18 protein-coding genes are annotated in these 19,024 nt (G+C 63.8%); 9 read left to right on the forward strand and 9 right to left on the reverse strand.

Annotated features, from left to right (window positions below; all coding sequences use genetic code 11):
* Window positions 1–11 precede the first annotated feature (11 nt).
* Window positions 12–809: a 3'(2'),5'-bisphosphate nucleotidase CysQ gene (gene cysQ / locus Q1A87_RS07155; RefSeq protein WP_299648913.1), complete on the reverse strand. Its 798-nt coding sequence runs from the start codon at window positions 807–809 to the stop codon at window positions 12–14.
* An 89-nt stretch (window positions 810–898) separates the two neighbouring features.
* Here cysQ and Q1A87_RS07160 point away from each other — a divergent pair, with 89 nt between their 5' ends.
* The gene (locus Q1A87_RS07160) at window positions 899–1,714 is read left to right on the forward strand and encodes an ABC transporter permease (protein ID WP_299648915.1); all 816 of its coding nucleotides are present in this window, start codon (window positions 899–901) and stop codon (window positions 1,712–1,714) included.
* A gap of 9 nt (window positions 1,715–1,723) precedes the next feature.
* Here Q1A87_RS07160 and Q1A87_RS07165 read toward each other — a convergent pair whose 3' ends face one another.
* Window positions 1,724–2,335: an alpha-ketoglutarate-dependent dioxygenase AlkB gene (locus Q1A87_RS07165; protein WP_299648918.1), complete on the reverse strand. Its 612-nt coding sequence runs from the start codon at window positions 2,333–2,335 to the stop codon at window positions 1,724–1,726.
* A 168-nt stretch (window positions 2,336–2,503) separates the two neighbouring features.
* Between Q1A87_RS07165 and dnaK the strand changes: the two genes are divergently transcribed.
* The 3 genes from dnaK (at window position 2,504) to Q1A87_RS07180 (ending at window position 6,619) form a co-directional block, all read left to right on the forward strand.
* Window positions 2,504–4,420 (forward strand): molecular chaperone DnaK, encoded by a 1,917-nt coding sequence (gene dnaK, locus Q1A87_RS07170; RefSeq protein WP_299648921.1) that lies wholly within the window; start codon window positions 2,504–2,506, stop codon window positions 4,418–4,420.
* Between the two features lie 70 nt (window positions 4,421–4,490).
* Window positions 4,491–5,654: a molecular chaperone DnaJ gene (dnaJ, locus tag Q1A87_RS07175; RefSeq protein WP_299648924.1), complete on the forward strand. Its 1,164-nt coding sequence runs from the start codon at window positions 4,491–4,493 to the stop codon at window positions 5,652–5,654.
* Window positions 5,651–6,619, forward strand: a complete 969-nt coding sequence (locus tag Q1A87_RS07180) for a serine hydrolase (protein ID WP_299648927.1) — start codon at window positions 5,651–5,653, stop codon at window positions 6,617–6,619. Before dnaJ ends, Q1A87_RS07180 begins: the two co-directional genes overlap by 4 nt.
* A gap of 3 nt (window positions 6,620–6,622) precedes the next feature.
* Here Q1A87_RS07180 and Q1A87_RS07185 read toward each other — a convergent pair whose 3' ends face one another.
* On the reverse strand, window positions 6,623–7,681 hold the full coding sequence (locus Q1A87_RS07185; protein ID WP_299648930.1) for a PHB depolymerase family esterase: 1,059 nt from the start codon (window positions 7,679–7,681) through the stop codon (window positions 6,623–6,625).
* A 183-nt stretch (window positions 7,682–7,864) separates the two neighbouring features.
* Between Q1A87_RS07185 and mutS the strand changes: the two genes are divergently transcribed.
* Window positions 7,865–10,483, forward strand: coding sequence for a DNA mismatch repair protein MutS (gene mutS, locus Q1A87_RS07190; RefSeq protein WP_299648933.1), 2,619 nt, complete (start codon window positions 7,865–7,867; stop codon window positions 10,481–10,483).
* Here the strand turns inward: mutS and Q1A87_RS07195 are convergent.
* Together Q1A87_RS07195 and hrcA are read right to left on the reverse strand one after the other, a co-directional pair.
* Complete coding sequence (locus tag Q1A87_RS07195; RefSeq protein WP_299648936.1) at window positions 10,460–11,032, reverse strand: nucleotide exchange factor GrpE; 573 nt, start codon at window positions 11,030–11,032, stop codon at window positions 10,460–10,462. The two genes, mutS and Q1A87_RS07195, sit on opposite strands and share 24 nt — an antisense overlap.
* A 9-nt stretch (window positions 11,033–11,041) precedes the next feature.
* On the reverse strand, window positions 11,042–12,106 hold the full coding sequence (gene hrcA / locus Q1A87_RS07200; protein ID WP_299648939.1) for a heat-inducible transcriptional repressor HrcA: 1,065 nt from the start codon (window positions 12,104–12,106) through the stop codon (window positions 11,042–11,044).
* 129 nt (window positions 12,107–12,235) lie between these two features.
* Between hrcA and rph the strand changes: the two genes are divergently transcribed.
* The 4 genes from rph to hemW are packed head-to-tail and all read left to right on the forward strand — an operon-like array spanning window position 12,236 to window position 14,877.
* Entirely contained in the window at window positions 12,236–12,949 is a 714-nt protein-coding gene (gene rph, locus Q1A87_RS07205; protein ID WP_299648942.1) for a ribonuclease PH, read from the forward strand.
* Window positions 12,946–13,566, forward strand: coding sequence for an RdgB/HAM1 family non-canonical purine NTP pyrophosphatase (gene rdgB / locus Q1A87_RS07210; RefSeq protein WP_299648945.1), 621 nt, complete (start codon window positions 12,946–12,948; stop codon window positions 13,564–13,566). The genes rph and rdgB overlap by 4 nt, the downstream gene beginning before the upstream one ends.
* A complete protein-coding gene (locus Q1A87_RS07215) occupies window positions 13,556–13,726 on the forward strand; it encodes a hypothetical protein (RefSeq protein WP_299648948.1) in 171 nt (56 codons plus the stop codon). Before rdgB ends, Q1A87_RS07215 begins: the two co-directional genes overlap by 11 nt.
* Window positions 13,726–14,877, forward strand: a complete 1,152-nt coding sequence (hemW, locus tag Q1A87_RS07220; protein ID WP_299648951.1) for a radical SAM family heme chaperone HemW — start codon at window positions 13,726–13,728, stop codon at window positions 14,875–14,877. Before Q1A87_RS07215 ends, hemW begins: the two co-directional genes overlap by 1 nt.
* Here hemW and Q1A87_RS07225 read toward each other — a convergent pair.
* The 4 genes from Q1A87_RS07225 to mnmG are packed head-to-tail and all read right to left on the reverse strand — an operon-like array spanning window position 14,869 to window position 19,023.
* Window positions 14,869–15,774, reverse strand: a complete 906-nt coding sequence (locus Q1A87_RS07225) for a ParB/RepB/Spo0J family partition protein (RefSeq protein WP_299648954.1) — start codon at window positions 15,772–15,774, stop codon at window positions 14,869–14,871. The genes hemW and Q1A87_RS07225 overlap by 9 nt on opposite strands.
* On the reverse strand, window positions 15,767–16,555 hold the full coding sequence (locus tag Q1A87_RS07230) for a ParA family protein (RefSeq protein ID WP_299648957.1): 789 nt from the start codon (window positions 16,553–16,555) through the stop codon (window positions 15,767–15,769). The genes Q1A87_RS07225 and Q1A87_RS07230 overlap by 8 nt, the downstream gene beginning before the upstream one ends.
* On the reverse strand, window positions 16,545–17,159 hold the full coding sequence (gene rsmG, locus Q1A87_RS24160; RefSeq protein WP_363322961.1) for a 16S rRNA (guanine(527)-N(7))-methyltransferase RsmG: 615 nt from the start codon (window positions 17,157–17,159) through the stop codon (window positions 16,545–16,547). Before rsmG ends, Q1A87_RS07230 begins: the two co-directional genes overlap by 11 nt.
* Window positions 17,149–19,023 (reverse strand): tRNA uridine-5-carboxymethylaminomethyl(34) synthesis enzyme MnmG, encoded by a 1,875-nt coding sequence (gene mnmG / locus Q1A87_RS07235; protein ID WP_299648960.1) that lies wholly within the window; start codon window positions 19,021–19,023, stop codon window positions 17,149–17,151. The genes rsmG and mnmG overlap by 11 nt, the downstream gene beginning before the upstream one ends.
* Window position 19,024 lies beyond the last annotated feature (1 nt).

Below are 19,024 nucleotides of genomic sequence, written 5' to 3' on the forward strand. Positions count from 1 at the left end.
TCCTGTGCAGGTCATTCATCCATGAGCTGCACGCCCGGGGCGTGCGCGATGAAGAACGGGTTTTCGAAACCGGCTTTCCCATAGGTCAGGGTTTCGTGATTGTCGAACCGCACGACCGACCCGCCGGCCCCGCGCAAGACGGCGTCGCCGGCGGCCGTATCCCATTCCATCGTCCGTCCGAGCCGCGGATAGAGATCCGCCTCTCCGGTCGCGACGAGGCAGAACTTGAGCGAGGAGCCCGCCGATTTCATGTCGGCCACCTGATATTTGCCGATGTAGTCGTCGGTGGCCTGATCCCGGTGGGACTTGCTGGCCACGACCATCAGAGCGCGTGCGTCGGGCGTGGCGACGCGGATCGGCCGGCATTCGCCCGGTCGCGTCTTGTCGAACGGGCCGACCTCCTCGACCGAGGTGCCGTCGTCGCGGGTCCAGAACAGTCGCGCCCTTGCAGGCGCGTAGACCACGCCACGGATCGGAACGCCGTTCTCGACCCAAGCAATGTTGACGGTGAAATCGCCACGTCGCTGCACGAACTCCTTGGTGCCGTCGAGCGGATCGACGATGAAGAAGTCGCGCGCCTCAAGGTCGTGGGTCGCGGATTGCTCCTCCGTCACGATCGCCGCCCCCGGGAACGCATCCGCAAGCCCGGCAGAGATCAGCGCATCCGCAGCCTCGTCGGCTTCCGTGACCGGACTTTCGTCCGACTTCGTACGGACCTCGAAATCCTCGGCCTGATAGACCTCCATGATACGGTCCCCCGCTTCCAGGGCCAATCGGCGCAGCGCGGGCATCATTTCATTAACGTTCATCGCGTTAGGTACCTCGAGCGAAGACTTTCGACGCCGCGAAGGCTTATGATATCCATCCGCGCAGGGAAAGGCGTCACGACGGAGTAAACATGTTCAGGATCGAACGCCGCGACAACGCCGCGACCCGGACCTTCAAGCTGATGGAACTCGTGTTCCACGCGACCGTTCGCAACATCCGCAAGGGTCAGAGCAGCGGCGGGGTGGCGCTGTTCATGAACGTGCTGCAGACGCTGATCTTCATCAGTGCCTTCGCGCTGATGCTCCTCGCGGTGAAGACCACAACGATCCGCGGCGACTTCATCCTCTACATCATGACCGGCGTCTTCCTGTTCATGACGCACGTCAAGGCCATGGGCGCTGTGGTCGGCAGCGAGGGACCCGCCTCGCCGATGATGAAGCACGCGCCGATGAACACGGCCATCGCCATCGCGGCGGCGGCGCTGTCCTCGCTCTACCTGCAGACGCTGTCGATGTTCATCGTGCTCTGCGGGGTCCATGTCGCCTGGCATCCGATCGAGATCTCCCAGCCCGGCGGCGCGGCGGTGATGTTCCTGCTCGCCTGGTTCACCGGGGTGGCGATCGGGACGGTCCTGCTGGCGATCAAGCCCTGGGCGCCGAATTTCGTGCAGATCGCCAATACGATCTACAGCCGCCTCAACATGGTCGCGTCCGGCAAGATGTTCGTCGCGAACACGCTGCCGACGGCGTTTCTGCCGTTCTTCGACTGGAACCCCCTTTTCCACGCGATCGATCAGGCCCGCGGCTTCACCTTCATCAACTACAACCCGCATTACACGACCTGGACCTACCCGGTCATCTGCGGCCTCGCCCTGCTGACGATTGGGATGATGGGCGAATTCTACACCCGGCGTCAAACTTCGCTGTCGTGGTTCGCGGCGCGCTGACCGGTTCGTTCAGGTCACGACCCGAAGCGTCAGGTTGATCCGGCCCGGAGCGTCGAGCAGGTCCGACGTCCCGGGCTTGATCCGGTCGATGCCGTGGTGGCGCCGCCGGGCCGTCCCGCCCATCACCACCACGTCGCCGGAATGAAGCCAGACGCTTTCCGTCCGACCGCCACGCTCCTCGTTGCCGATCCGGAACAGTGCGTCGTCTCCGAGCGAGACCGAGACGACCGGCTGGGTCATGTCGGCCTCGTCCCGATCCTGATGCATGCCCATCCGCGCCTCGGGTCGATACCAGTTCACCAGACAGCTCTCCGGCATGCGCGCCTCGGGCACGAGGTCGCGCCAGATATCCAGTACGCGGGCCGGAATGGGCGGCCAGTCCACGCCGGACGGATGCTTCGGCTCATAGCGATAGCCGCGCCGGTCGGTGATCCAGCCGAAGGCGCCGGCGCTCGTCATGCGGACGGACATCTCGGTCCCCCGCCGTGTCACGGGCACGAGGAACGGCGCGGCCCGGGCGATCCCGCGGACACCCTCGACCAGCGCGAGCTGGGCGGCGCGGTCCAGATGGCGCTCCTGGATGCGAAATCCCCGGATTTCCTTTGCGGCCCAATCCGCCAATTTTGTGCCCCCTCACGTTCTTGCGACCCCAAAACCCGCCCCCTATATACCCTCCGAACCGCGGGCCGGGACCTATCGGGGCACCGACCGCAACTCACCATGGGATGAGGACCGGAGTGCCTGAGAGGGCTTCGGGACGAACCAATCGCCAAGAGAGGACCATTCGCAATGGCAAAAGTCATCGGTATCGACCTCGGGACCACGAACTCCTGTGTCGCGATCATGGACGGCTCGCAGCCCCGTGTGATCGAGAACGCCGAGGGCGCGCGGACGACGCCGTCGATCGTGGGCTACACCGAATCCGAACGTCTCGTCGGCCAGCCCGCCAAGCGGCAGGCCGTGACGAACCCCGAGAACACCGTCTTCGGCGTGAAGCGCCTGATCGGCCGCCGCGCCAATGACGAGGATCTCGCCAAGGACAAGAAGAACCTGCCCTACGCCGTGATCAACGGCGGCAACGGCGATGCCTGGGTCGAGGTGCGCGGCGAGAAATATTCGCCGGCGCAGGTCTCCGCCCTGATCCTTCAGAAAATGAAGGAGACCGCCGAAAGCTACCTGGGCGAGGAAGTCACGCAGGCCGTCATCACCGTGCCCGCCTACTTCAACGACGCCCAGCGTCAGGCGACCAAGGACGCCGGCAAGATCGCCGGTCTGGAAGTGCTGCGCATCATCAACGAGCCGACGGCCGCCGCGCTGGCCTATGGGCTCGACAAGAAGGAAGCGAAGACGATTGCCGTCTATGACCTCGGCGGGGGCACGTTCGACGTGACCATCCTCGAGATCGACGACGGCCTGTTCGAAGTGAAGTCGACCAACGGGGACACGTTCCTCGGCGGCGAGGACTTCGACATGCGGATCGTCAACTACCTTGCGGATGAGTTCAAGAAAGAGCACGGCGCCGACCTGACGCAGGACAAGATGGCCCTGCAGCGTCTCAAGGAAGCGGCCGAAAAGGCCAAGATCGAGCTCTCCTCCTCCAGCCAGACCGAGATCAACCAGCCGTTCATCTCGATGGGCTCCAACGGCCAGCCGTTGCACCTCGTGATGAAGCTGACCCGCGCCAAGCTGGAATCGCTCGTCGGCGACCTCATCAAGGCGTCGATCAAGCCCTGCCAGGCCGCGCTGAAGGATGCGGGCCTCACGAAGGACGCCATCGACGAGGTGGTCCTCGTCGGCGGCATGACCCGCATGCCCAGGGTCGTCGAGGAAGTGACCAAGTTCTTCGGCAAGGAGCCGCACAAGGGCGTGAACCCCGACGAGGTCGTCGCTCTCGGCGCCGCCATCCAGGCCGGCGTTCTGCAAGGTGACGTGAAGGACGTGGTTCTTCTCGACGTGACGCCGCTGTCGCTCGGCATCGAGACACTGGGCGGCGTGTTCACCCGCCTGATCGACCGCAACACGACGATCCCGACGAAGAAGTCCCAGGTCTTCTCGACGGCCGAGGATCATCAGAACGCGGTCACGATCCGGGTATTCCAGGGCGAGCGCGAGATGGCGGCCGACAACAAGATGCTGGGCCAGTTCAATTTGGAAGACATCCCGCCGGCGCCCCGCGGCATGCCGCAGATCGAGGTGACGTTCGACATCGACGCCAACGGTATCGTGTCGGTCAGCGCCAAGGACAAGGGCACCGGCAAGGAGCAGGCGATCACGATCCAGGCCTCCGGTGGCCTCACCGACGAGGACATCGACAAGATGGTCAAGGACGCGGAGGCCAATGCCGATGCGGACAAGAAGCGCCGGGAACTGGTCGAGGCCCGCAACCAGGCCGAGAGCCTTATCCATGCGACCCGTAAGTCGGTCGAGGAGCACGGCGACAAGGTCGACCCGTCTACCGTCGAGGCGATCGAGCTCGCGGTCAGCGCGCTCGAGGAATCGATGGACAGCGACGACCCCGAGAAGATCCGCTCCGGCATCCAGAACGTCACCGAGGCGTCGATGCGGTTGGGCGAGGCCATCTACAAGGCGCAGGCCGCCTCCGAGGATGGCGAGTCGACCGGGACAGCCGAGGGACCGAAGGGTGACGACGACGAGATCCTCGACGCCGATTTCGAAGATCTCGACGACGACCAGAAGCGGGCCTGATCGCACGGGCCTTTGACGACACGAGGCCGGCCCGTCTCACCGGGCCGGCCTTCTTGTTGGAGAGTGTAACATGGCGAAACGTGACTACTACGAGACGCTGGGCGTCTCGAAGGGTGCCAGCGCCGACGAGATCAAGAAGGCCTATCGCAAGAAGGCCAAGGAGCTACATCCTGATCGCAACTCGGACAACCCGAACGCCGAGGCGCAGTTCAAGGAAGCGAACGAGGCCTACGATGTCCTGAAGGACGCCGAAAAGAAGGCGGCCTACGACCGGTTCGGCCATGCTGCCTTCGAAGGCGGCATGGGCGGCGGTGCGCGACGCCCCGGCGGACCCGGAGCCGGTCCGGGCCAGGGCGACTTCGCTTCGGCCTTTTCGGACGTGTTCGAGGATCTGTTCGGCGATTTCATGGGCGGCCAGCAGGGTCGCGGCGGCGGACGCGCGCGGGCGACCCGCGGGGCGGATCTGCGCTACAATATGCGCATCACGCTGGAGGAAGCCTATTCCGGCCAGCAGAGATCGATCTCCGTGCCGACCGCCGTGCAATGCGGCAAGTGCAACGGCAAGGGCACGGAAGGGGCGAGCGAGCCCGCGACCTGCCCGACCTGCTCCGGCATGGGCAAGGTCCGCGCGCAGCAGGGCTTCTTCACGGTCGAGCGCACCTGCCCGACCTGTTCCGGCGCGGGGCAGATCATCAAGAACCCGTGCAGCGTCTGCGGCGGCGTCGGGCGCGTCGAAAAGGAACGACAGCTTTCGGTCAACATCCCCGCGGGGGTTGAGACCGGCACGCGCATCCGTCTCTCGGGCGAGGGCGAGGCCGGGCTTCGCGGCGGGCCGACCGGGGATCTCTACATCTTCATCGAGGTGGCGGATCACCCGATCTTCCAGCGCGACGGGGTGAACCTCTATTGCTCCGTGCCCGTGTCGATGACGTCGGCCGCGCTCGGCGGCGAGGTCGAGGTGCCGACGATCGACGGCGGCCGCTCCCGCGTGAAGGTGCCCGCCGGCTCCCAGACCGGGCGGCAGATGCGGCTTCGCGGCAAGGGCATGCCGGCGCTGCGTGGCGGCGGAAGCGGTGACATGATGATCGAGCTTGCGATCGAGACGCCGGTCAACCTGACGTCCCGCCAAAAGGAGCTTCTGCGGGAGTTCGAGCGGGTCGATGCGGACAACAATCCGCAAGGCGACAGCTTCTTCCGCAAGGTGAAGGGCTTCTGGGACGGGATGACCCAGTGAAGCGCCGGGCCGCGCTGACCCTGATCGGTGCGGCCATGGCGGCCCCTTCGGTCCTTCGGGCCCAGGGATTCGACGCCGTCCGCGATGCGGCCGCGCGATACGGTCAACTTCATTCGCTCATCGTCTACCGCGACGGGGAAGAGCGCATTGCCGAAGCGTTCCGAGGCCCGGGCCTCGACCAGATCACCAACGTCAAGTCGGCCTCGAAGACCATCCTGTCCCTGCTCGTGGGCATCGCCGTCGATCGCGGCACCCTGACCACCGACGATCGCCTGCTTCCGTTGCTCGGCCGCGGGCCCACGAACGACGCGCGGGACGACATCACGATCGGCGATCTCCTCAGCCTGCGCGCCGGGCTGGGAAGCACGTCGGGTCCGAATTACGGGGCTTGGGTATCGAGCGGCAATTGGGTGCGGTTCGCGCTCGACCGTCCGCTCGAGGGCGAGCCGGGCGGGCGCTTCATCTACTCGACCGGTACGACCCACCTTCTCGGCGTGGCCCTGTCGCGGGCGGCGGGACGTGACCTGCTCGGTCTTGCGCGAGACTGGCTCGGCGCGCCGCTGGGGATCGACTTCGCCCCCTGGGTGGCCGATCCGCAGGGCAATTATCTTGGTGGCAACGACATGGGCGTCACGCCGCGCGGCCTCGCCCGGATCGGACGGATGTGCCTTGCCGGAGGCACTTGGAACGGCACGCAAGTCGTCAGCGAGGACTGGCTCGACCGTGCCTGGACCCCGCGGGCACGATCGCCGTTCTCGGGCGATCTCTACGGCTATGGCTGGTTCCTGACCGAGTTCGCCGGCACGCCGGCCGCCTATGCGCGCGGCTATGGGGGGCAGGTGCTTGCGGTCCTGCCCAAGCAGGAGACGGTTATCGCGATCACGTCCGATCCGAACCGTCCTGCCCGCTCGGGCGGATATTTCGGCGATCTCAGGGACCTGATGGTCGAGATCGCCGCTACCTGATCCTCACCGACCGGAGAAGAAGCGCATCATCTCCGCGGTGGCATCCGGGCCCACGGGGTCGGCATAGCTGCCGGCGGCATCGCCACCCGACCAAGCGTGGCCCAGATCCGCAACTTCCCAGAGTTCCGAAGGATGCGACTGGCCCGGGATCGTCACCGTCGCCACGCTGACCTGCCGTCCGCCGATCCGGTCCCGGCGTTGAGGCGCATCAGGCGGAAGCTTGCCGCCGGGCAGGAGCGCCGCGGCGTTGGCGAAGGCGACGGTGCGATCCGCCGTGCCGTGAAAGACGATCGCCGGAACGGCCAGCGCGACGCCGGCACGGCCGCCCGAGCCCATCGCCGCGAAGGCCGAGCCGACGTCCTGCGCCGAGCCGGCGGGAAGGCCGGAATGGATGCCGACCGAGGTAAAGACGTCCGGATATTGCGCGCCGAGGATCGCGGCCATCGCGCCGCCTGCCGACAGACCCGCCGCGTGGACCGTTCGCCGGTCGCCGATTTCATCGAGCACCTTCGCGACGATCGCGACGATCCGAGCCGCCTCACCCGAGCGTCCCTGGTGTGCGGGCTCGAACCAGTTCCAGCAGCGGTTCATGTTCGCACGGTTCGACTGCTCGGGCCAGATCACGTACGCCCCGGCCGCCTCCGCCGCCGCCTGCATGGCGGTTCCGGTCGCGAAATCCTCGGGTGTCTGGGTGCATCCGTGCAACATCACGATCAGAGGCGCATCGGCTTTCGGCGTCGAGGGAACGAACAGCCGATAGGGCAGGTCGCCCCCACGGGCCAGCCACTGCGATCCTGCCGGCAGCGGCGGCTCCGTCGCGGGGCGACGCGGTTTGCCGCTCCAGGCATCGCGCTTCGGTCGAACGGACTTGCCACGCGTCTTCTTCACGGTCGCGGGACCCGGTTCCGGCAGGACGCGCGCCTTGGGCGTCACGTCCTTCATTGGACCCGTTCCCGTAGGGGTGGATGCATCATCGCCCGACAGGCGGCGCTGGATCGAGGACGTGGCCTCGCTCAACCGACCTTCGCGCACCATGTTCAGGATTTCGGACATATCGACCATGAGAAGCTCTCCAATCGAGCCTCCGGAATGAAGGCCTTCCAAGGATATTATGCTGCACCGCAGCAGGAACAAGTGCGACTGCAGCATTTGTTCGCGAGCCGCGGGTTCGCGCTTGCGCAAGCCTTTCGCCCCATCCGAGCGATTGGTATGCCCTCGGGACGTCATCAGCACATGGGAGGGGCCATGAACACGAGCGTCACGCCCATGATGGCGCAGTATCTCGACATCAAGGCCGAGGCGCCGGACGCGCTCCTGTTCTACCGGATGGGCGATTTCTACGAGCTCTTCTTCGAGGACGCCGTGGCGGCCGCGGCAGCCCTCGACATCGCGCTGACCAGGCGGGGCAAGCATCTGGGCGAGGATATCGCCATGTGCGGGGTGCCGGTCCATTCGGCCGAGAGCTATCTGATGACGCTCATCCGCAAGGGCTTCCGCGTGGCCGTGGCCGAGCAGCTGGAAAGCCAGGATGCGGCGAAGAAGCGTGGGTCGAAAGCCGTGGTGCGGCGCGGCATCGTCCGGCTCGTCACGCCCGGAACATTGACCGAGGATACGCTTCTCGACGCGCGCGCGCACAACTATCTTGCCGCATGGGCCGAGGTACGGGGCGACGGCGCGCTGGCCTGGGCGGATATCTCGACCGGGGCGTTCCACGTGGCGCCCTGCCCGCGTGTCCGGCTTGGACCGGACATCGCCCGGCTCGGCGTACGGGAACTCGTTCTAGCAGAGGATTCCGAGGTCGCCGTCGTCGCGGAGGAACTGGGCACCGCCGTCACCCCGCTCGGGCGGAGCGCTTTCGATTCCGGATCGGCGGAGGGGCGGCTCACCGGGTTGTTCGCCGTCGGCGCGCTGGAGGCGTTCGGCTCGTTCTCCCGCGCGGAGCTCGGCGCAATGGGGGCGCTCGTCGAATACGTGGAGATCACGCAGCGCGGCAAGCTGCCCTTCCTGCGCCCGCCCCGGCGGGAGGCTGCGAACCGGCTGATGACGATCGACGCCGCCACGCGGCGCAACCTCGAGCTCGTTCGGGGCGTGTCGGGCGGACGGGAAGGCTCGCTACTTTGGGCCATCGACCGCACCGTGACGGCGGGAGGCGGCCGCCTGCTGGAGCGGCGGGTGGCGGCACCCTCGACCGACTTGCCCACGATCCGGGACCGGCTCGACGCCGTGGACTGGGCGGTGGAGAATGCAGCACTGGCCGAGACGATCCGCGCCGAATTGCGCCGCGCGCCGGACATGGACCGCGCGCTGTCGCGTTTGTCGCTGAACCGGGGCGGCCCGCGCGACGCGACGGCGATCCGGGGCGGGCTGGCGGCGGCCGAGGTGCTGTTCGCACAACTCACGGACACGGATCTGCCGCTCGACGTGAGCGGGCTGGTCGGTCTGGAAGAACTCCGCACGCTGCTCGACGAGGCGCTGGTGTCTGAACCGCCGCTGCTGCTTCGCGACGGCGGGGTGATCGCGCAGGGCTTCGACAGGGAGCTGGACGAGGCGCGGCAGCTGCGCGACGAGGGTCGCGGCGTGATTGCGGGGATGCAGACGGAGTTCGTCTCCGCGACGGGGATCGCCTCGCTCAAGATCAAGCACAACAACGTGCTCGGCTACTTCATCGAGACGACGGCGACCCACGCAGGGAAGATGCATGGCGATGACCGATTCATCCACCGCCAGACCACGGCCAACCAGGTACGGTTCACGACCGTCGAGTTGTCCGAGCTGGAGACGCGCATCCTGAACGCCCGCGGGCTCGCGCAGGAGATCGAGGAGCGGATCTTCGCCCGCCTGCGCGACGCGATGCTGGCGGCCTCCGACGAGATATGTGCCGCCGCTCGCACGCTGGCCGAGCTCGACGTGATGACCGCACTGGCCGACCTCGCACGGCAGGAGAATTGGGCGCGACCCCGCGTCGACGACAGCCGCGCCTTCGAGATCGAGGCAGGCCGTCATCCGGTGGTCGACCGGGCGCTGAAGCGCGACGGCGCGCCCTTCGTCGCCAACGATACGCGGCTCTCGGCCGGGACCGGCGCGGCGATCCGGCTGCTGACCGGGCCGAACATGGCGGGGAAATCGACCTGGCTGCGCCAGAACGCCCTGATCGCCGTGCTGGCGCAAATGGGGTCCTTCGTACCGGCCGACGCGGCGCATGTCGGCATCGTCAGTCAGCTCTTCTCCCGTGTGGGCGCCTCCGACGACCTCGCGCGAGGGCGGTCGACCTTCATGGTCGAGATGGTCGAGACCGCGGCGATCCTCAACCAGGCCGACGAGCGCGCGCTGGTGATCCTCGACGAGATCGGGCGCGGCACGGCGACCTACGATGGCCTGTCGATCGCTTGGGCGACGCTGGAGCATCTGCACGACGTCAACCGCTGTCGCGCGCTCTTCGCCACGCATTACCACGAGATGACGGCGCTGGCCGGCAAGCTCGACGGGGTAGAGAACGCGACGGTCGCGGTGCGCGAATGGGAGGGGGACGTGATCTTCCTGCACGAGGTTCGCGAGGGCGCCGCCGACAGGTCCTACGGCGTGCAGGTGGGGCGGCTCGCCGGTCTGCCGGAGGCCGTGGTCGCGCGGGCCCGGGAGGTGCTGCAGGCGCTGGAGGAAGGCGAGCGTGCCGGGGGTGGAAAGCCGAAGGCGCTGATCGACGATCTGCCGCTCTTCAGCGTGACACCGACTCCGGCGCCCCTGCGGAAAACGCAAAGCGCAGCCGACGAACGGCTGCGCGAGATACTTCCAGACGAGCTCACCCCGAAGGATGCGCTCGCGCTGGTCTATGAGTTGAAGGCCCTAGCTGGCGGCGGGGGTGCTTGAAACGCCGACCTGAGCGGGCCGCAGAAGCCGGTCGTGCAGCTTGAAGCCCTCGGCGGCGACCTGGATGATGTCGCCGGCCTTCGTGTCCGGCACCGGCGCTTCGAACATCGCCTGGTGCACCTGCGGGTCGAACTTCTCGCCCACCTCGGGCGAAACGAGGGTCACGCCGTGCTTGCCCAGCACGCTGAGCAAATCCTTCAGCGTCAACTGGATGCCCTCGATCACCGCATCGTTCGCGTCGCCGGCCGCGTCGAGCGCACGGCGGAGGTTGTCGTAGACCGATAGCATGTCGCGCGTGAGCTTGGTGCCGGCATATTGCTCGGCCTCCATCCGGTCCCGCTGGGCACGCTTGCGGATGTTCTCCGTCTCGGCCAGCGCGCGCATCAGGCGGTCCTTGAGCTCATCGCGCTCGGTCACGATGGCTTCGAAGCTGGCACGGGCGCGGTCGGGGCCGGCATCCGGATCCTCGTCGATCGCGGCGTCGAGGTCGAACTCCTCGTCCATCGTCTCGGGGTCGTCGAGGAAAGGGTTTTCCTTCGGCTCTGCCATGCTCGTCCTCTATCTTCCGGGGCCGGACAGCATCCGTCCGACCAGTTGAGCGGTGTAGTCGACGATCGGAACGATCCGACCGTAGTTCAGGCGGGTCGGGCCGATCACGCCGACCGCGCCCACGATTTTGCGATCCGCGTTCATATAGGGGGAAACCACCAGAGATGAACCGGAAAGTGAGAAAAGCTTGTTCTCCGAACCGATGAAGATGCGCACCCCCTCCCCCGTTTCGGTCAGCTGCAGGAACTCGGTGATGTCGCGCTTTCGCTCGAGATCGTCGAACAGGCTCCGGATGCGCCCGAGCTGCTCGGCATCCGCACCCTCGTCGAGAAGATGTGCCCGGCCCCGCACGATCAACCGCTCGGCCCGCTCGCCCTCGTTCTCCCACGCGGCGAGGCCCTTCGAGATAAGGTCGTGCGCGAGCTTGTCGATCTCCTGCCGGCGAGCAGTCACTTCTTCCGCCATCACCTCGCGCAGATCCGAGATGGTGCGCCCGTCCATCAGCGCGTTGAGCAGGTTCGCCGCCTCCCGCATCGAACTCGGCGTCTGACCGGGCGGCGGAACGAAGACGCGGTTCTCGACGGTACCGTCCGCGAACACGAGCACCACCAACGCCCGGTCGGCGGCAAGCGAGACGAACTCGATGTGCTTGATCGGCGCCTCGCGCTTGGGGGCCAGGACCAGCGATGCGCCCTGCGTGATGCCAGACAACGCGTTGCCCACACGGTCCATCATCGCGGTGACGTCGTCCTCCGACGCGCCGACGCTCGCCTCGATCCGCACGCGATCCTCGTCGCCGAGCTTGGCCTCGAGCAATCCGTCGACGAACATCCGCAACCCCGCCTGGGTCGGAATGCGACCGGCGCTGATATGCGGGGCCTCCAGCAAGCCCAGGAATTCCAGGTCCTGCATCACGTTGCGGATCGTCGCGGCCGAGACCTTCTCCGACATGCTGCGGCTGAGCGTCCGGCTGCCGACCGGATCGCCCGTGCCGAGGTATCCCTCCACCACGCGGCGGAAGACCTCGCGCGAGCGATCGTTCATCTCGGCCAGCATTTCGGCGTTGTCGGGCATCGGCACTCGGCTACGGGGCGTAAGGCATGTATGAACCGTGGCTGCCCGGGTCAATCGCGGGGTTGCGCCGGCAAGGGTCGAAAGGCATGTGACCTCGATACCAGAGCGCAGACGAGCAGGAGAAGACAGATGCGACCTTCGGGCCGAGCCCTCGACCAGATGCGTGACATTTCAATCGAGATCGACGTGACGCGCCACGCCGAAGGGTCCTGCATGATCCGCTGCGGCGATACGCATGTCCTCTGCACGGCCACGCTGGAAGAGAGGGTGCCGCCGTTCCTGCGCAATTCCGGTCAGGGTTGGGTGACTGCCGAATACGGGATGCTGCCGCGCGCCACGAACACGCGGATGCGACGCGAGGCCGCGGCCGGGAAGCAATCCGGTCGCACCCAGGAAATCCAGCGCCTGATCGGGCGGTCCCTTCGCGCCGGTGTCGATCGAAATGCCTTGGGGGAGCGGCAGATCACGGTCGATTGCGACGTGATCCAGGCCGACGGGGGCACGCGTTGCGCCTCGATCACCGGCGGTTGGGTTGCGCTTCGTCTGGCGGTGAACAGGCTGATGAAGGCCGGCGACATCGTGAGCGATCCGCTGACCGATCACGTCGCCGCCGTGAGCTGCGGCATCTATGCCGGCCAGCCGGTTCTCGACCTCGATTATCCCGAGGACAGCGAGGCCGGAACGGATGGTAACTTCGTCATGACGGGCGCCGGTCGTGTCATCGAATTGCAGGCCAGCGCCGAGGGCTCGACCTTCTCGCAGGACCAGTTCCTCGAACTGATGGGGCTGGCGCAGAAAGGCGTCGGCGAGCTCGTCGCCGCGCAGAAGGCCGTCACGTCTTGAGACGGTTCGAAGGCTCCGAGCTCCTGATCGCGACGCACAATCGCGGCAAGCTCGAGGAGTTCCGCGCGTTGCTCGCGCCCTACGGCGTAACCTGTCGATCGAACGCCGATTTCGGCCTGCCGGAGCCGGAGGAGACGGAAGAGACGTTCGTCGGCAACGCGCGCATCAAGGCGCGCGCCGCCGTCGCGGCGACGGGCCTCCCTGCCCTCGCCGACGATTCAGGCCTGGAGATCGATGGGCTCGACGGCGCGCCAGGTGTTCATACGGCCGACTGGGCCGAGACGCCCGCCGGGCGCGACTTCCGCGTCGCCATGACCCGGGCCTGGTCCGAGCTGGAGGCGCGGAACGCCCCGGAACCGCGCACCGCTCGATTTCGGGCCACGCTTCTCCTGCTCTGGCCCGACGGGCACGAGGCGGTGTTCGAAGGCGACGTTCCCGGGCGGATCGTCTGGCCGATGCGTGGCGCGACGGGACACGGCTTCGATCCGATCTTCCTGCCGGACGGTCACGATCTCACCTTCGGCGAGATGTCGGCGGAAACGAAGAATGCCATGAGCCACCGCGCCGTCGCGTTGCGCCGGATGCGCGCCTGCCTCGAGCCGCAACGTGGCGCGTAGATCGATCTCGACCCGCTCACCGTTCACGGCGTTCCCGCTGATCTCGGTCTTCTGCGAGAAATTGTGCCGAGTCCGTCTTGCGGCGATGATGTTCATGGCCAGCCTGACGCCACTGGAGTCGCTCTACAAGGTCGAAGGCACGGCCAGTCGGAGTGGGTGATGGAGAACTGGCAGCGCGGGGGGTTCGGCCTCTACGTCCACTGGCCCTTCTGCGCCGCGAAATGCCCCTACTGCGATTTCAACTCGCATGTCGTTCCGGCGGTCGACCAGGCGCGATGGCGTACCGCCCTGCTCCGCGATCTCGCTGCATGGGCCGAGCGAACCCCCGGCCGCGTCCTTGGATCGATCTTCTTCGGAGGAGGTACGCCGTCGTTGATGGCGCCGGAGACCGTCGCAGCGATGGTGGCGGCGGCTCGAGGATATTGGATACCGGCCAACGATCTCGAAGTCACGCTCGAGGCGAACCCGACATCCGTCGAGGCGGACCGTTTCGCAGCATTCGTCGCAGCCGGGGTCAACCGCTTTTCGGTCGGCCTGCAGGCCTTGGATGATACGGATCTGCGCCGGCTCGGACGGCTGCATACGGCCGCGGAGGGCCGTAGGGCCTTCGAAGTGGCGCGCGATCTGACAGAGCGGGTCTCCTTCGACCTCATCTATGCGCGTCAGGATCAGAGCGTCGCGGCTTGGGAGGTCGAACTCACCAAAGCGCTCGACTTCGCTGGCGAGCATCTTTCACTCTATCAGTTGACCATCGAGGACGGGACCGCATTCGGCGCTCGCCATTCCGCAGGTCGTCTGCCCGGCCTACCGGACGAGGACCGTGCCGTGGATCTCTGGGCCGTCACCCAAGATGCCACGCAGAATTCTGGCTTCATACGCTATGAGACGTCAAACCACGCCCGTACCGGCGCAGAGGCTCGTCACAACCTGATCTACTGGCGTGGGGGCGACTGGGTCGGTATCGGACCCGGGGCACATGGACGTCTTACACTTCCAGAGGGCAGGTTCGCCACGGAGGCCCTTAGAATGCCGCAAGACTGGCTCCAGGCGGCGGACCGACCTATGGCGACGACGCGGATGGATCGGCTCCGCGGAGCAGACGCCGCCGAGGAATACCTCCTCATGAGCCTGCGTATGGTCGAGGGCACCGATCTTCGGCACTTCCGCTCGCTCGGCGGATCGCTGAACGAGCAGGAAGTCTTACAGCTGACGACTGACGGATTTCTATCTTTCGAACAAGATCGCCTGCGGACAACGGAAGCGGGTGCGCTGCTGCTCGATACGATCTTGGCTCGCCTCGTATCAGGCTGACACAGTCGACAAACGCGAACAGAGCTTGTCCAACTCGTCCAGCGACGCATAGCGGATCGTCACGACACCGGCCTGCGTTTTCGAATCGTGCCGTATATCGACTGTAAGACCGAGCGCAGCCGCCAAATCTCCCTCGAGCGCTCGTGTGTCGGCATCTTTTTCCACGACCTTCGACGTCCGGGACGGCTGCGCATCCGATTCCGACGTTGCGCGAGACTTGACGAGGCGTTCCGTCTCGCGAACCGAAAGTCCGCGCGCGATAACCTGCCGCGCCAGTTCCTGAGGGTTATTCGTGCCGATCAAAGCGCGAGCATGCCCAGCCGACAATGCGCCCTCGCGAAGATGGTCCTGCACCGCATCCGGGAGTTTCAGAAGGCGCATTACATTTGCGATGTGACTCCGGGACTTGCCAAGGACATTCGACAATTGCTCTTGGGTATGGCCAAACCGATCCATGAGCTGGCGAAAGCCCTGCGCCTCCTCCATCGCGTTCAAGTCGGATCTTTGGATGTTCTCGACGATCGCGATCTCTAAGACTTCCGTATCGTCGAGTTCCCGGACGATCACCGGGAGCTCATGCAATCCGGCTCGCTGTGCTGCACGCCAGCGTCGTTCGCCCGCGACGATCTGATAGGACGCATGGCGGACAGGATCGGGCCGCACGATCAGTGGTTGGAGTATCCCCTTTTGCGCAATCGACGAGGCCAGATCGGACAGGTCCTCCTCGCCGAAAGTCCGCCTGGGCTGATCAGGATTCGGGTGAATTGCCTCAATCGGAATGAGACGGTCGGGATTGACTGCAGGGGCGTCCGCCATTTCAGTCGCCGATACGCCGACATCTGCCATAAGCGCAGATAAGCCTCGCCGCATAGGTCGTTTCTGTACGCTATCAGGCATGGGTCGGCTCCTTTACCCGATTTCGTTGGAGGAACTCGCCTGCAAGCGTTCGGTAGGCGATGGCGCCCCGCGAGGTCGGATCGTAGTTCATCACCGGCATTGCGTAGCTCGGAGCTTCGCTCAACCGTACATTACGTGGGATCTTCGTATGAAGAACCAAATCTCCAAGGTTTTGACGCGCGTCATCCTCGACTTGTTGACACAAATTGTTCCTCCGATCGAACATCGTTAAAAGGACACCTTCAATTCGCAAACCCGTATTTGCAGAACCGCGAACTTCACGAACGGTCAGCAGGAGTTGCGACAGTCCTTCGAGCGCAAAAAATTCGGCCTGCAACGGGACCAGAATCGTGTCGGATGCTACAAAAGCATTGATAGTCGTGAGATTAAGGGATGGGGGGCAATCGATCAGAACATAGTCGTACGTCGTGTCTCGGCTTCGAAGAGCGTTTCTGAGATGGACGACTCGCTTGGCGGTCGCCATTAACTCTCCGTCTGCCGAGCTGAGGTCCATATTTGCCGGGATGATACTGAGTCCCTCAATCGCTGTACTTTGTGAAGCAGCATCTGCGGAAACATCACCTAGGAGTAGGTCGTAAGTGCTTAAGAGCCGGGTGTCCCGATCCACCCCCAAGCCGGTTGATGCGTTGCCTTGTGGATCGAGATCGATAATCAAGGTTCGGTAGCCCCTCATCGCAAGAGCGGCTCCGAGATTAATGGCTGTCGTCGTTTTGCCGACCCCGCCCTTCTGGTTTGCGACTGCGACAATCTTAGCTCGCATCTCGTTTTTGCCTCACGTTTGTCAATCGTAGTATTGCGGCGCCTTCTTCTGTTAGGCTCGGTTCCGGCTCCAACGAGAAATCCCAGTCGATACGAGCTTCATTAACCTCATTAAGCCAGTTTCTGCCTTTCGGAAATACATGCTCCGTATCCAACGTTCTAAACGACGCGGTGAGGGAGAGTAGGTCCCTGAGGGGCGCAAGGGCACGGGCGCTGATGGTATCCGCTGTATACCCCCTCAAGCATTCTGCGCGAGCGTTTATGACTTCAATATTCAGGTCCAACTCCCGACGAACACTCCGCAGAAAGGAACACTTCCGTGAATCACTTTCGATCAGGATTACTTTCCTTGTACTACCCCCGATGATCGACACGACAATCCCAGGAAATCCAGCACCGGATCCGACATCATACCAATCGCCGTTCTTGCGTGATAGTCCTGACGTGTGAACTCCTTCGTAAACATGACGCTGCCAGACGTCCTCGATCGCACTTGATCCAACCAAGTTTATCGCTTCGTTCCACTTGAATAGAATTTTTACGTACTGAGCAATTTTTATAGTTGTTTCACGTGAAACATTCAAGCAGGACATATCATGCGGCATGGCTAGACGATCGTCGGACCACTGACAGGAGCAGTAGCAATGCGGCCGGTGTCATACCTTCTAATCTAGAAGCCTGCCCAAGCGTCCTAGGTTTCGTGAGGTTAAGCTTCTGCTTTATTTCGTTGGAAAGACCATCAACGGCATCGAAGTCCATCCAGTCTGGTATCAAGATACTTTCGTTCTGCCTGAATCCCGCAATGTCCCTTTGCTGTCGTTCGAGATAAGGCTCATATTGCGCGTCAGCCGAGATTTCCCGACGGACGTCCAACGAATATCCCTTCGCCTTCGGTATAGCGCTCTCTATGGTTTCGGGTGCAACATTGTATCGCGACATAAGAGCATACGCCGTTTTGGTAGCTGAGACCCCAAGGGATTTGGTTGATCCAAGTCGAACTTCGGCAACTTCGACGGATTCCGTCTGTAGCATCGCTCGATACGCCTCGAGTTCTTCCTGCCGTTTGGAGAAGGCATGCGCGCGCGACTCCGATACACAACCGAGTTTTATGCCTAGGGGTGTTAAACGCGTATCGGCATTATCCGCACGTAGAGACAAACGATACTCAGCACGTGAGGTGAACATTCGATATGGTTCAGTAACACCTCGCGTCGTGAGGTCATCTGCCAAGACCCCGAAATACGACGTCGCTCGACTGAATAGAACAGGATCCTGTAACTGAACGTATCTCGCTGCGTTTAGACCAGCCATGAGACCTTGTGCAGCGGCTTCCTCATAGCCTGTCGTCCCGTTGATCTGTCCAGCTAAATATAGACCTGGTAACTCTGGAACATTGAATGTGACATCCAAAGAACGAGGATCAATATAGCTATACTCAATGGCATAGCCAGGCTGGACGATTTCCGCAGTCTCTAAGCCCACTATCGTACGGATATACCTCTCTTGAACCTCAACGGGTAGAGATGTCGATACCCCATTAGGATACACCCAATCGGTGCTCAGTCCTTCGGGCTCAAGAAAGACCTGATGCGAATTCTTATCCGCGAACCGCGTAACTTTGTCTTCAATAGACGGACAGTATCGCGGACCAACACCGTCGATACTCCCGCCGAACATAGCCGAGGCTTGGATGTTCTCTCTGATTATAGCGTGGGTATCCGTATTTGTATGCGTGATGTGGCATGGAACTTGCCGCGCCGTCGGTCGCCTACAGCCGAACGAGAACATCGTCGGTTCCTCGTCACCGGGCTGAGCCAGGAGGGAGTCGAAGTCTATCGTTTGGCGCTTCAAACGTGGCGGCGTGCCTGTTTTCAGGCGCCCTATGCGAAGGCCGAAATCGCCGATCCGAGCGGCTAGGCGATTAGATGCGACACCACCGATCCGCCCACCCTCGCGGGATTCCTTTCCAATATGGATAACTCCACCTAGAAAAGTTCCAGTCGTTAGTATCACTGCCCGACCGGAAATCTCCGTACCGTCCGCCAGTTCCACACCAGAAACGACGTTATGGTGTACAGATAGATCAACAACCTCCCCCTCTACGATGTTCAGACGAGGGCACTTTTCCATCGTTGCGCGCATCGCTTGAGCATACAGCTTCCGATCCATTTGCGCCCTCGGTCCCTGAACGGCTGGACCTTTCCTGCGATTCAGAAGACGGAATTGTATGCCTGCTCGATCAGCAATCTTCCCCATGATCCCGTCAAAAGCGTCAATCTCCCGAACGAGATGACCTTTGCCAAGCCCGCCAATTGCAGGATTACATGACATCGCACCCAGGTCCATCTTCCGAAAGGTTATGAGACACGTCTTTGAACCAGACCGCGCTGCTGCATGCGCAGCTTCACAGCCTGCATGCCCCCCACCCACAACGATGACGTCATGATCCAATTGTTTCACGTGAAACATC

Source organism: uncultured Jannaschia sp., from assembly GCF_947494055.1.
Classification (GTDB): Bacteria; Pseudomonadota; Alphaproteobacteria; order Rhodobacterales; family Rhodobacteraceae; genus Jannaschia.

Excerpts from the sequence above, each read along its gene's own strand:
- cysQ (WP_299648913.1), bottom strand. The coding sequence starts at position 809 with ATGAACGTTAATGAAATGATGCCCGCGCTGCGCCGATTGGCCCTGGAA.
- Q1A87_RS07160 (WP_299648915.1), top strand. The coding sequence starts at position 899 with ATGTTCAGGATCGAACGCCGCGACAACGCCGCGACCCGGACCTTCAAG.
- dnaK (WP_299648921.1), top strand. The coding sequence starts at position 2,504 with ATGGCAAAAGTCATCGGTATCGACCTCGGGACCACGAACTCCTGTGTC.
- dnaJ (WP_299648924.1), top strand. The coding sequence starts at position 4,491 with ATGGCGAAACGTGACTACTACGAGACGCTGGGCGTCTCGAAGGGTGCC.
- Q1A87_RS07185 (WP_299648930.1), bottom strand. The coding sequence starts at position 7,681 with ATGGTCGATATGTCCGAAATCCTGAACATGGTGCGCGAAGGTCGGTTG.
- mutS (WP_299648933.1), top strand. The coding sequence starts at position 7,865 with ATGAACACGAGCGTCACGCCCATGATGGCGCAGTATCTCGACATCAAG.
- Q1A87_RS07195 (WP_299648936.1), bottom strand. The coding sequence starts at position 11,032 with ATGGCAGAGCCGAAGGAAAACCCTTTCCTCGACGACCCCGAGACGATG.
- hrcA (WP_299648939.1), bottom strand. The coding sequence starts at position 12,106 with ATGCCCGACAACGCCGAAATGCTGGCCGAGATGAACGATCGCTCGCGC.
- rph (WP_299648942.1), top strand. The coding sequence starts at position 12,236 with ATGCGACCTTCGGGCCGAGCCCTCGACCAGATGCGTGACATTTCAATC.
- hemW (WP_299648951.1), top strand. The coding sequence starts at position 13,726 with ATGGAGAACTGGCAGCGCGGGGGGTTCGGCCTCTACGTCCACTGGCCC.
- Q1A87_RS07225 (WP_299648954.1), bottom strand. The coding sequence starts at position 15,774 with ATGCCTGATAGCGTACAGAAACGACCTATGCGGCGAGGCTTATCTGCG.
- Q1A87_RS07230 (WP_299648957.1), bottom strand. The coding sequence starts at position 16,555 with ATGCGAGCTAAGATTGTCGCAGTCGCAAACCAGAAGGGCGGGGTCGGC.
- rsmG (WP_363322961.1), bottom strand. The coding sequence starts at position 17,159 with ATGCCGCATGATATGTCCTGCTTGAATGTTTCACGTGAAACAACTATA.
- mnmG (WP_299648960.1), bottom strand. The coding sequence starts at position 19,023 with ATGTTTCACGTGAAACAATTGGATCATGACGTCATCGTTGTGGGTGGG.